General features: G+C 36.5%; 11 protein-coding genes and 2 tRNA genes. 8 read left to right on the forward strand and 5 right to left on the reverse strand.

The annotated features are described in order from the left end of the window. Positions 1 to 15: 15 nt before the first annotated feature. The gene (gene purB / locus ACFIK0_RS05560) at positions 16 to 1323 is read right to left on the reverse strand and encodes an adenylosuccinate lyase (protein ID WP_375631281.1); all 1308 of its coding nucleotides are present in this window, start codon (positions 1321 to 1323) and stop codon (positions 16 to 18) included. Next, positions 1323 to 2009 (reverse strand): ribulose-phosphate 3-epimerase, encoded by a 687-nt coding sequence (rpe, locus tag ACFIK0_RS05565; protein ID WP_273791176.1) that lies wholly within the window; start codon positions 2007 to 2009, stop codon positions 1323 to 1325. Before rpe ends, purB begins: the two co-directional genes overlap by 1 nt. Positions 2010 to 2154: 145 nt before the next feature. Between rpe and ACFIK0_RS05570 the strand changes: the two genes are divergently transcribed. Together ACFIK0_RS05570 and dksA are read left to right on the forward strand one after the other, a co-directional pair. After that, the gene (locus ACFIK0_RS05570; protein WP_273791175.1) at positions 2155 to 2694 is read left to right on the forward strand and encodes a flavin reductase; all 540 of its coding nucleotides are present in this window, start codon (positions 2155 to 2157) and stop codon (positions 2692 to 2694) included. A gap of 317 nt (positions 2695 to 3011) precedes the next feature. Further along, positions 3012 to 3428, forward strand: coding sequence for an RNA polymerase-binding protein DksA (gene dksA, locus ACFIK0_RS05575; protein ID WP_015856486.1), 417 nt, complete (start codon positions 3012 to 3014; stop codon positions 3426 to 3428). A gap of 51 nt (positions 3429 to 3479) precedes the next feature. Here dksA and ACFIK0_RS05580 read toward each other — a convergent pair whose 3' ends face one another. Further along, entirely contained in the window at positions 3480 to 3956 is a 477-nt protein-coding gene (locus ACFIK0_RS05580; RefSeq protein WP_273791174.1) for a flagellar biosynthetic protein FliO, read from the reverse strand. Between the two features lie 212 nt (positions 3957 to 4168). On the opposite strand from ACFIK0_RS05580, the gene ACFIK0_RS05585 reads away from it, so the two are divergent. Continuing rightward, a complete protein-coding gene (locus ACFIK0_RS05585; RefSeq protein WP_375637473.1) occupies positions 4169 to 6703 on the forward strand; it encodes a response regulator in 2535 nt (844 codons plus the stop codon). A 281-nt stretch (positions 6704 to 6984) separates the two neighbouring features. Here ACFIK0_RS05585 and purN read toward each other — a convergent pair whose 3' ends face one another. Beyond that, positions 6985 to 7596, reverse strand: coding sequence for a phosphoribosylglycinamide formyltransferase (gene purN / locus ACFIK0_RS05590; RefSeq protein WP_375613082.1), 612 nt, complete (start codon positions 7594 to 7596; stop codon positions 6985 to 6987). Beyond that, complete coding sequence (purM, locus tag ACFIK0_RS05595; RefSeq protein ID WP_375643184.1) at positions 7593 to 8702, reverse strand: phosphoribosylformylglycinamidine cyclo-ligase; 1110 nt, start codon at positions 8700 to 8702, stop codon at positions 7593 to 7595. The genes purN and purM overlap by 4 nt, the downstream gene beginning before the upstream one ends. A gap of 158 nt (positions 8703 to 8860) precedes the next feature. Here purM and ACFIK0_RS05600 point away from each other — a divergent pair, with 158 nt between their 5' ends. The 5 genes from ACFIK0_RS05600 (at position 8861) to ACFIK0_RS05620 (ending at position 12056) form a co-directional block, all read left to right on the forward strand. Further along, on the forward strand, positions 8861 to 10072 hold the full coding sequence (locus ACFIK0_RS05600) for an AI-2E family transporter (protein ID WP_273791170.1): 1212 nt from the start codon (positions 8861 to 8863) through the stop codon (positions 10070 to 10072). Further along, positions 10069 to 10758: a DnaA regulatory inactivator HdaA gene (gene hdaA, locus ACFIK0_RS05605; RefSeq protein WP_375657889.1), complete on the forward strand. Its 690-nt coding sequence runs from the start codon at positions 10069 to 10071 to the stop codon at positions 10756 to 10758. The genes ACFIK0_RS05600 and hdaA overlap by 4 nt, the downstream gene beginning before the upstream one ends. 710 nt (positions 10759 to 11468) lie before the next feature. Further along, positions 11469 to 11545, forward strand: a tRNA-Pro gene (locus ACFIK0_RS05610). Between the two features lie 89 nt (positions 11546 to 11634). After that, on the forward strand, positions 11635 to 11940 hold the full coding sequence (locus ACFIK0_RS05615; RefSeq protein WP_273791168.1) for an ETC complex I subunit: 306 nt from the start codon (positions 11635 to 11637) through the stop codon (positions 11938 to 11940). Between the two features lie 39 nt (positions 11941 to 11979). Beyond that, positions 11980 to 12056, forward strand: a tRNA-Arg gene (locus tag ACFIK0_RS05620). Positions 12057 to 12145: the final 89 nt, after the last annotated feature.

The raw sequence follows: 12145 nt of genomic DNA on the forward strand, positions 1-12145 counted from the left end.
GTTTTCTATGTCGCTTTATTGTTCTTCAAAAACACGTTTAAAAATCGTATTGATATGTTTGGTGTGGTAAGAAAGATCAAATTTTTCGCGAAGTTCTTCTTCACTTAAAGCTTTAGTAACATCTTTGTCGTTGAGGAGTTCTTCTAAAAAATCTTTTCCTTGTTCCCAAACTTTCATCGCATTTCGTTGTACAATTCGATAAGAATCTTCACGACTAATCCCTGCTTGTGTGAGGGCTAAAAGAACCCGTTGTGAGTGAACAAGACCGCGGAATTTATTGAGATTTTTTTGCATATTTTCTGGATAGACAATGAGATTTTCAATGACAGATGTGAGGCGAGAAAGAGCAAAATCAAGTGTAATAGTCGCATCTGGAGCAATATAACGCTCAACAGATGAATGGGAAATATCACGTTCATGCCAAAGTGCTACATTTTCCATGGCTGGGAGTGCAAATGCACGTACCATACGGGCTAATCCAGTTAAATTTTCTGTTAAAACTGGATTACGTTTATGAGGCATTGCCGATGAACCTTTTTGCCCAGGTGAGAAATGTTCCTCTGCTTCAAGAACTTCTGTTCGTTGTAAATGGCGTATTTCTATCGCTAGCCTTTCAATAGAGGAAGCAATAACACCAAGTGTTGCAAAAAACATAGCATGACGATCTCTTGGTATTACTTGGGTGGAAACTGGTTCAGCACGCATCCTCAAGGCTTTTGCTACATGTTCTTCAACGCGTGGATCGATATTTGCAAAAGTTCCTACGGCTCCTGAAATCGCGCAAGTAGAAATTTCTTCTCGTGCTGCAAGAAGACGTTTGCGACAACGGGAAAATTCAGCGTATGCAAGAGCAAACTTGATTCCAAATGTTGTCGGTTCAGCATGAATGCCATGACTCCGCCCAATGGTGATTGTCTCTTTATGCTCAAAAGCACGTCTTTTTAATGCTTCAAGAAGTTGATCTATATCCTTTAGCAAAATATCACTCGCACGCATCAATTGAATGTTCAGCGTTGTATCGAGAACATCAGATGATGTCATGCCTTGGTGGATAAAACGTGCCTCTGGTCCAATGAATTCAGCTAGGTGGGTTAGAAATGCGATAACATCATGTTTGGTAATTGCTTCAATTTCATCAATGCGATTGACATCAAATTTAGCTGCTGCCCCTTTTTCCCAAATGACTTTGGCGGCTTCTTTCGGAATAATCCCTAAGTGAGCAAGGGCATCACAGGCATGGGCTTCAATTTCAAACCAAATACGATATTTTGTTTCGGGAGACCAAATTGTTACCATTGCAGGGCGGGAATAACGTGCGATCATCATTTTTTTCCTTGTTGCGAGAGGATTGCGGCTTGGCGCAATGCATTAATACGTGTTCTGTAAAGCTCTTTATTTCCATCTTTATAAATTGCAGAGCCTGCGACAAATACATTTGCACCAGCTTTTGCTGCTATCCCAATTGTATCAACGGTGATACCACCATCAACTTCAAGATCAATAGGGCGGTTTGCAATCATGCTTTTAACGCGCTTAATTTTATCTTTTATTTCTGGAATAAAACTTTGTCCACCAAAACCGGGATTGACTGTCATGATGAGAATGAGATCTAATTGATCAAGCAAATATTCAAGTACATGTTCAGGGGTGCTTGGATTGAGTGCGATTCCTGCTTTTTTTCCCATTTTTTTGATTGTTTGTAATGAACGATGAAGATGTGGACTTGCTTCAGCATGAATGGTTATAATATCTGAACCCGCTTTTGCAAAAGCTTCCAAATAAGGGTCTACTGGTGCGATCATCAGGTGGACATCAAATATTGCTTTTGTTAATGGGCGTAGAGCCTTGACTATTTCAGGACCAAAGGTGATGTTAGGAACAAAGTGCCCATCCATAATATCAAGATGAAGCCAATCTGCACCAGCATCAACAACATCTAACATTTCTTGTCCAAGTTTAGAAAAATCAGAAGCCAAGAGAGAAGGCGAAATGAGATGAGAATGGGGCATTAAAATCTCCTTGATTGGCAGTTTTTATCATATCGCTGTGTATACACAAATATCTTTTGTGTTATGACGGAAAAGAAAGAATATGTATTATAGATCTTTTTATGGAAAGATCGCTTGAAATTTTAAAGCTTTATAAGTGAAAGATATGTCGAATCATAAAACATATTTGATGCCTGAACTTCAACATAAACATACTATCGCGGTTTCTTCCCAAGAATATCGAGATGCCATGAGTCTTTTTGCAGGAGCTGTGCATATTGTGACAACAAATGGTATTAAGGGAAGACGCGGGGTGACTGTTTCGGCGTGTTGTTCTTTATCTGATGATCCTCCAACCCTTCTTGTTTGTCTCATGCGCCATAATTTAAAGAATCAGGTGTTTATGGAGAATGGAAATTTTTGTGTTAATAGCTTGGCAGGAAAGCATCGTTCATTAGCGGATGTTTTTTCGAGGCGTTGCAATTCTACACAAAATGAGCGTTTTGATGTTGCTCAATGGGGAGCTTTGCAAACGGGGGCGCCTAGTCTTTCAGACGCTCTAGCATCGTTTGATTGTCGTTTGATTTGTTGGCATGAGCACGCAACCCATTGTGTTTTGATTGGTGAGGTTGTTGCAATTAACTGTAATCAAGAAAAAGATGCTTTGATGTATTTGAAACGTGAATATCACACTTTGCCTTTATAAAGATTTTATTTTTTTGCATTGATGAAATGATTTATTGTTGCTTCATTTAGACTTTAAACAATGAATGAGAGAGTAGGGGAGGGATGGCTCTGATATCTGATATTAGATTTCCTTCTTTTTAAAGTTTTTCAATAAGCGAGAAAAATGATTCTGGATGAGATTTGATCAAGAATCCAATCTACATAAAAAGCGATTAAACCTAAACAGTGCATTTAGACATATTCGTCAATTGTTATGAAAAGACATTTTACTCTTGTGTTGATGGGTATTGCACAATATATAGACCGCACATAGCATATGTGGAGGTTTTTTATTGCATGAGCGAAGAGATTGATGGTCAATATCGCCCTAGTGAAGATGAGCCTTTTATGAATGAGCGGCAAAAGGCGTATTTTCGTGCTAAACTGGTTTCTTGGAAGAATGATATATTAAAAGAAGCTCGTGAGACTTTGGAAAATTTGCAGGAAGAGAATGTTGGTCAACCCGATTTGACTGATCGGGCTTCTTGTGAAACTGATCGTACAATCGAATTACGTGCTCGTGATCGTCAGAGGAAACTTATTTCAAAAATAGATGCTGCTTTAGAGCGCATTGATAATGGGACATACGGTTTTTGTGAAGAAACCGGCGAGCCCATTAGTATAAAGCGTCTTGAGGCTCGGCCGATAGCCGTTTTGTCATTGGAAGCGCAAGAACGTCACGAACGACGTGAAAGAGTTTATCGCGATGATTAAGGTCATTGAAATGATAAAAAACGAAATTCGTGGTGATAAAATTGTGTATTTTTATTTTTGAGGAGTAGGAATGAATAAAGATGGTTCTTGCCGCCCCTCAATTTCGGCGGTGATTGCTGAATCTTTTACCGCTTGATTCGTAAAAGGAGAGGGATTTTTATCCGATATGTTGTTTCTTTCTGTAGGGGCGGAATTTAGATGTGTGTGTGTTTCTCTCTTTTGTATTTTAGATGTACCTGTAATATCGGATTCTACAACCACATCTGTTAATCCGCCAATAAGGAGCAAATGTTCTTTATTATCGCAACGGACTAAAACAAGGCGGCGTGCTCGATCTATAGAAATTACTTCACATAATGCTAATCGTGATAGACTTTTTTTTCTATTAATGCTGAATCTTCTCGTACTTAAACGACGTAAAAACAAGATAATTATGGTAATAGCTGTGATTGTTATTATAAAAAACAAAGAGCTTATCGTTATTTTCGCAGCAGATACACCTATTTGCTCTGATAACCAGATATACATAGATTTTCTCCCATTTTTGTGTGAAAATATCGTTTTTTATCGAGATAAATTTATAAATACACCCTTAAAAGGCTCACTTAAATACAAGAAATAAAATTTTTAACATTAAGTGAGCTTTCTTAGAAAGATAATATCATAGTATATACTTTATAACAATGAATATAAAGGAAGTTTTGTGATATAAGAAACAGCTAAATCTAAGGCAATGAGAGATGGATAAAGGTTTTGATAATAATAAAAGATCAGTGTCTTCTGTTCATCGAAGAGTTGTGATTTTTGGTGTTGTTTTTATATTAGTTTTTCTTTTCATTGTGGGTATTTTAGGTTTTTTTTATCCACAAAGCTATTTGCAAAAGGCGATATCAATATCTTTTTTGATTCTAGCAATTATCGGTGTTGCAACACTCGTTTTGTGTGGAATGGGCATTTTAAGATATCATGTGTGGTCGCATGAAGATTTTGATTTTAGCATCTTTAATAGGAGCGATGATGCAATTGTAATCTCTGATCTTTCTGGTTTTGTTTATTATTCTAATCAAAACTATCAAAAAATTCTGACCTATAAGCCTGAAGTGTCTTGTTATATGGTTATTGCTGATCTTCCAGGAGCAGATGCACTCTCGTATCGCTTAAAGGTTGCTGCCTGTAATAATCTTGCAGCGCAAGAGGAATTGAGAGTAGAACAACCAATTTTTACCGATTCTACACCAAAAAAATCTGTTTGGTATAATATTTCCGTGCAGCCTATCACAAAACAGAAAAAAAAGCTTTTATTTTGGCGTATTACTGATATTTCGCATTTACAACAAACGCGAGAAGTTTTTTTCTCGAACCTTCAAGAGGCTATCAATCACTTGGATCAAGCCCCTATTGGTTTTGTATCCGTTAATAGACAAGGAACTATTCTTTATGCCAATGCGATTTTTGCCGAATGGTTTTCAATTGATTTAGCGAATTTCTCAATTGGTCAATATAATTTTGATTCGTTATTTGATAGCGTTGGCGCTAAGAGCTCATGGAGTGATATCTGTTTGCAAACCAACAGATATCAAAGTTCAGGTTACTCTTTACCTTATAGGTTTTCGTTATGTTTAAATTCACACACGACTTGTGAGAAAATATTCCATTGTCTTATATCTGTTTCTTCTCTCTTAGAAGAGGAGGCCATTTATCGTATTGTGATCATTCCACAACAAATACAAAAAGAAGAGGACGATCAATTAAAATTACCCAGTATATTAGGAGAATATTTTGATGCGAGTCCTTTTGCAATAGCCGTGGTGGATCATGCAGGGCAATTGATTCATATGAATAAAGCTTTTTCATCACTCACGGGATGTATGGACAAAGCTGTCAATTTTTATGATGTTATTTCTCGTCGTGATTGTGTGCAGTTAGAGCGTTCTTTTCAGAGAATTGCGACAAATAAAAATTATTTTGTTTCTCTAGAAACTGTTTTAGAAAAAAATGAAGAATGCCATTTACGACTCCATATTATGTCTGTACCGCCTTATCATGGTGATGCATTGCAAGATTTGCTTATTATCTCTGTCATTGAAACAACCGAACAAAAAACACTTGAAGACAAAATGATGCAAAGTCAGAAGATGCAAGCTGTAGGACAATTGGCTGGCGGCATTGCTCATGATTTTAATAATGTTTTAACAGCAATTTTAATGTCGTGTGATCTTCTTTTAAATACGCATCGTAGTTCTGATCCTGCTCATGCTGATCTGATCAATATTAAAAATAATGCTAATCGAGCAGCTGCTCTTGTACAGCAATTATTAGCTTTTTCTAGAAAGCAAACACTTCGACCTGAAGAAGTTGATTTTACTGAATTTTTATCAGATATCCGCAATCTTATTTTACCACTTTTGGGGAATAATATTCAGTTAAAAATTATCCATGGAAGAGATTTGTGGAGCGTTGAAGTTGATCAAGCATCTTTCCAGCGTGTTATTATGAATTTGGTTATTAATGCGCGTGATGCCATGTTAGATGGAGGTATTGTTACGATTGCGACAAACAATATTACAAAGCAACAAAGTGCTGAATTTAATCATCTTGGTTTAGCAATTGGCGAGTATGTGCAATTGACTATTTCAGATACAGGGGCTGGTATATCCGCTGCTATACAAGAAAAAATGTTTGAGCCATTTTTTACAACAAAAGAAGTTGGAAAAGGAACAGGACTTGGTTTATCAATGGTTTATGGAATTATCAAGCAGAGCGGTGGGTACATTTATTGTGAAAGTAAAGAAGGTGAAGGAGCAACATTTCATATTTTTCTTCCCCGTTATATCCCCAATATAAAAGGAGAAATTTCTCAAAAGATTGAAAAAGATGAAGAGAAAGATAAAAATATAGACTTAACAGGATCTGCGACTGTTTTATTGGTTGAAGATGAAGATGCGGTCAGAATGGGGGGGGTAAGAGCTCTTCAAATGAGAGGATATACGGTTTTAGAGGCAGCAAGTGGGGTGGAAGCACTCTCTATTCTTGAGGAACAAAAAGGAGATGTTGATATTATTGTTTCCGATGTGGTGATGCCAGAAATGGATGGGCCCACTTTATTGAAGGAAGTCCGTAAAAACTATCCTGATATCAAATTTCTTTTCGTTTCTGGATATGCAAAAGATGCCTTTGCTAAAAATCTTCCACAAGATGCTGTTTTTGGTTTTTTATCTAAGCCTTTTACACTCAAACAGTTAGCTGTAACAGTTAAAGAAACACTTTCGTCATAAACAAAAATTTATGCAATAGAAAATTGCGTATTTTAAGATTTTTTAGGCGAAATACGAGAGTATTTTGATAAATAGAGCTTATGATAATGTCATAGAATTGAATAAAGAAGAAAAATTTTAAAAATGAACTAAAATTCAAAAAATTACATATTTTGTGCAAAAATTTATGAAGAGATGGACTCTATTATGTCAATATTTCATAGAGATTTTCAATTGTAGATACTGAGCAAAAACTATGTGTAAAGCATTGAAATATGCTGATTAATAGATTGTTGATACACTCAAAAAGATAAAAGCTGTTGTTGCGTATCGACCATTTTGCTCTTCCCTTCAATAAATGCTTTTAAGGCTTCGGGATAGAGTTTATGCTCTGCTTTAAGAACTCTTTGTGCTAAGCACTCAGCAGTATCATGGGGATAGACTGGAACGGCTGCTTGGGCAAGGATTTTTCCTGCATCCATGTCTTCTGTAACAAGGTGAACAGTGCAACCCGTGATTTTTACACCTGCTTGTAAAGCTTTTTCATGTGTGTTTAAGCCTTTAAATGAAGGCAAAAGAGAAGGATGAATGTTTAAAATTCGTCCTTCATAAAGTTTTACAAAACGTGGTGAGATAAGGCGCATATACCCTGCAAAGCAGAGAAAATCCGGTTTATATTGATTTAAAATTGTAAAAATATTTTCTTCATGCTCTTCTTTTGTTTTGTAAATTTTACGATCAACAATATGAATAGGTAAGTTATGGTTTTGCGCTTTTTCAATACCGTTGGCACGCGGATTATCGCAAATAACCGCAACGATTTCAGCAGGATATGCCGTTTGTTGACTAGCTTGAGCAAGGGCGACCATATTGGATCCATTACCAGAAATGAAAACGACGATTTGTTTTTTCATAAATGCAGTACCCCTTTATAAAGTATTCCTTTATTTTGATCTTGGCATTTTGTTAAAATGCCAAGGGGAGTTACAGTCTCTCCTTTTCTTTCAAGAGCTTGTGTAATTGTTTCAGCTGCATGCTGTGCTACGATAATGATCATGCCAATACCACAATTAAATGTTCTTAACATTTCTGTTTCTTCTATTTTACCTTGTTTGGCAATCCATGAAAATACTGCTGGAACATTGATGCTAGAAAGATTAATTTCAGCGCAGAGAGAGGATGGAAGGACGCGTGGAATATTTTCAGGAAAACCTCCACCCGTAATATGAGCAAGAGCTTTAATCCCTTCATATTTTTGCATGATGGGAAGAAGCGATTTTACATAAATGCGTGTTGGTGTAAGAAGTGCTATACCAAGGCTGCTTTCAGGGGAAAAAGGGGCAGGGTCATTCCATTTGAGATAATTTTGCTGGATGATTCGTCGAACAAGCGAAAAGCCATTGGAATGAATTCCAGAGGCGCTTAGACCTAATATAATATCACCTTCTGTCAAATCTTTTGAAGGGAGTAGCTTGCTACGTTCGCATGCTCCAACAGCAAAACCAGCTAGATCATAATCTCCCTCTGCATACATTCCTGGCATTTCTGCAGTTTCTCCTCCAATAAGAGCAGCACCGGCTTGTTTACATCCTTCTGCAATACCGGAAACAATCGCAGCTCCTTGTTCAGGGTCAAGCTTTCCAGTTGCAAAATAATCCAGAAAAAAGAGAGGTTCAGCCCCTTGTACGAGTAAATCATTGACACACATAGCTACAAGATCAATACCTACAGTGTTATGGTGACCTACTTCAATGGCAATTTTTAATTTTGTTCCCACACCATCATTGGCTGCTACTAGGATAGGATCCGTAAAGCCTGCTGCTTTTAAATCAAAAAGTCCACCAAAACCGCCAATTTCTGCATCTGTTCCGGCTCGTTTTGTTGCGCGTATAAAGGGTTTAATTTTTTCTACCATGGCATTACCCATATCGATGTTTACACCGGCTTTTGCGTAGGTAAGACCAGCTTTGGATTTATCCCCAGCCTTGGATTTATTATTTGTAAGATCTTGATTGCTCATTGGAGCCTTCCTTTAATGGAAAATCAGGTTTTGATATTATGCAATGCCATGATAGAGTTCTCTCTGCAAGAGATATTGATAAGAAAATAAGCAACTTTTCTTGTACCTTATTTTGAAGTTGTTTATAATTTTTTGTGAAGAATTTTTTAGGATATTTTATGAGCAAGATATCAGATAATCACGGACAGTCCTCTTGGCAGCTTATGAGAAAGAAAGTGAGTGAGAATACATCTCGTGATCGTTATAAGACTTATGTGCCAGCGTATACTCAATTACCTTTGCCGAATAATATGAAAAGGCAAATCTTTTTTTGGCTTGGTACGCTGATTTTTTTCATTTTTTTTATGTTTGTTTTTGGATCAATTTTGCTTCCTTTTGTGGCAGGGATTGTGTTGGCTTATTTTCTCAATCCCATTGTTCAATTACTTGAAAAATTTGGTATTCGTCGTGTGTTTGGGACTGTCCTTATCACCCTATTTATTGTTATTACCTTTGTTGCTGCTTTAATTATTTTGATTCCTGTTATTAGTTGGCAAATACAGCAATTTATGAGTGATGGTTTACCTGTTTACATTAATCGTATTCAAACCTTTTTTGTTGAGCATGATTTTGATTGGTTAAGGCGCTATTTTGGAAGTGATCCAAATGAATTACGGAATAATATTAAAGGATTTTTGGGAGAAGGTTCGGATTTTATTACGTCTCTTTTGAATTCACTTTTAAAGTCAGGAAAATCAATCGTTAATATCGTTAGCCTATTTGTTGTGGCACCTGTGGTGGCATTTTATATGTTATTAGATTGGCCACGTATGGTAACAGCAATCGATTCGTTAATACCGCGTGATCATCTTGAAACTGTTCGTAGTATTTTTCATGAAATGGATAGAGCTATTGCAGGCTTTGTTCGTGGACAAGGAACAGTTTGTCTCATATTGGGAGGCTATTATGCTATTGGTTTAACGATTGCAGGACTCAATTTTAGTCTTTTGATTGGTATGTTTATTGGTCTTATTAGCTTTGTTCCTTATATCGGCACAATGAGTGGCTTGGTCCTTTCTGTTGGTATTGCATGGGTCCAGTTTTATCCCAATAATTGGGGGGGAATCATCGTTGTGATGGCACTTTTTTTAATTGGTCAGTTTATTGAAGGTTATATCCTTCAACCCAAGCTTGTAGGTTCATCAGTGGGATTACATCCCGTATGGTTGATGTTTTCACTTTTTGCTTTTTCTTCACTCTTTGGTTTTACTGGTATGCTTGTTGCTATTCCTGCGGCCGCGGCTGTTGGCGTTTTAGTTCGTTTTGCTCTTCATACTTATCTGAGTTCTCAGATGTATTCGCGAAGCGGAAATTCGGAGCCGCTAAAATGAATGGGCGTGAAACGCAATTATCTTTAAATTTTCCCTATGATCCGATTTTTCAATTTGAGGATTTAGTGGTAACGGAAAGCAATCGTATGGCTTTTCAGCTTATTGATCACTGGCCCAATTGGAGCTTACCTATTGCAGTTTTGGTTGGTAAAGAAGGCTCTGGAAAAACGCACTTTTCTAATATATGGCTCCAAAAAGCAGATGCTTTCAGGATTCAGCACAATGAAATTGATCAGGCTATTACTATGGCTTCTTTAGGCAGATCATTTTTAATAGAGGATATTGATACAGGTGAAATCAATGAGACAGAACTTTTTCATTTAATTAACAGTATTAAGCAAGCAAATCTTGATGCACGACAAGCTACTTTATTGATGACGGCACGAACACTTCCTTCCGCTTGGAATTTAATGTTAAATGATCTAAAAAGTCGTCTTAATTCGGTAATGTTCGTTGAAATTAATCAGCCTGATGATGCATTGTTAACAGCTGTTGCATTTAAGCTTTTTTCAGATAGGCAACTTATTGTACATCCAGATACGGTTTATTATCTTGTAAGTCGTTGTGAACGTTCTTTATTTTCATTGAAGCGTGTTATTGATTCTGTTGATCAGTTGGCATTACAAAGAAAAAGAAAAATAACACGTTCTGTTATTGCTGAAGTTTTGAATAGAAGAAATCCGTAAATACTCCTTATCATGGCTTACTTATTCTGTCCTTCTACTATCGTTTCAATACGTGGAAAGACAAGTCATTTAAATTTTCTCCTTTTTGGATATCTATATAAAAGTAAAAAATAATATTTTTTACTTTTATCATGTGTTTATTTTAAATAGCTTTGAGATTTTATTGTATGATGTTGAATTCTTTCCATCTTCGCATTTGAAAATTTTTCTAAAAAGAGCGCTTTATTTTATTTATAATAAAATCTTTGTGCTTTGAAAAAATGTTTGTTGTTTATGGATTTGGATTGTAGAAGATTCTAGAATTTTTAATAAAAGCGTCTTTGGGAAGATAGAAAAAGAGAGGAAAAAGCTTAATACAGCTTAATTTTTTGGCTTATGTGCTCTTTGGGAAAGTTTTTCTATGATATTTAAGTCGTTTTTTTCTAAAATTGTATCTGTGGAATGCGTTTTGATACAGTGAGAGCTTGCTTAAAACAGGACAAGAATTATGAAGTCCTTATAGAGAAATTCATTCTTTTTTAATATAGATTGGATTTTCTACGGAGGTTATTTTCTACTACTTGTTAATAAATCTGTTATTGAATAGGGAAAAAGATTTAAAAATGTGCTTTTTTGTAAAGAAATGCAACAAAATTAAAAAAAAGTGTGTTTTTCTCTTGCACTTCTGTTGTGAAAATTTTAGGAAATGTGCATCAAGTAAATGTAAATGGCGGAGCGTAGCGCAGCCTGGTAGCGCACCTGATTTGGGATCAGGGGGTCGTAGGTTCGAATCCTATCGCTCCGACCATATTTGATTGAGTGTGTGAGAATGACCCAATTGGGTACGTGTGGTGAGAAACTATCATTCAAGCGTTGTGTAATCTGAAGGAAAAAGGCATGATCGCACGTATTTATAGTCCTGCTAAGACAGCTATGCAGTCAGGTAAGGGGAATACAGGTTTTTGGATTCTAGAGTATGAGCCGGTGAAAGCGAAAATGCTTGAACCTCTTATGGGGTACACGGCAACGTCTGATATGAATAATCAGGTGAGAATCCGATTTAATAGGAAGGAAGAAGCGATTGCTTTTGCGCGTAAGAATGCTATCTCTTACCGTGTAGAAAAGAAACATACGTCGATTCGACGTGCTATTTCTTATTCTGATAATTTTCGCAGTGATCGGCAGCATTCTTGGACACATTGAATTAAAGATGCTATTTTGAATTGAGAAAATAATCAGTTGGGTCCCGTAGCTCAGCTGGATAGAGCAACGGCCTTCTAAGCCGTGGGTCACAGGTTCGAATCCTGTCGGGATCACCATGTTTAAATGATATTAATAGGCTATAAAAAGTTAGAGAGTTTTCCTTTTATTCTATTAGCTTATTTTTCTGTAAACTCCCGAACCTTTT

It is taken from the genome of Bartonella sp. CL63NXGY (assembly GCF_042194905.1).
In the GTDB taxonomy this organism is placed as follows: Bacteria; Pseudomonadota; Alphaproteobacteria; order Rhizobiales; family Rhizobiaceae; genus Bartonella.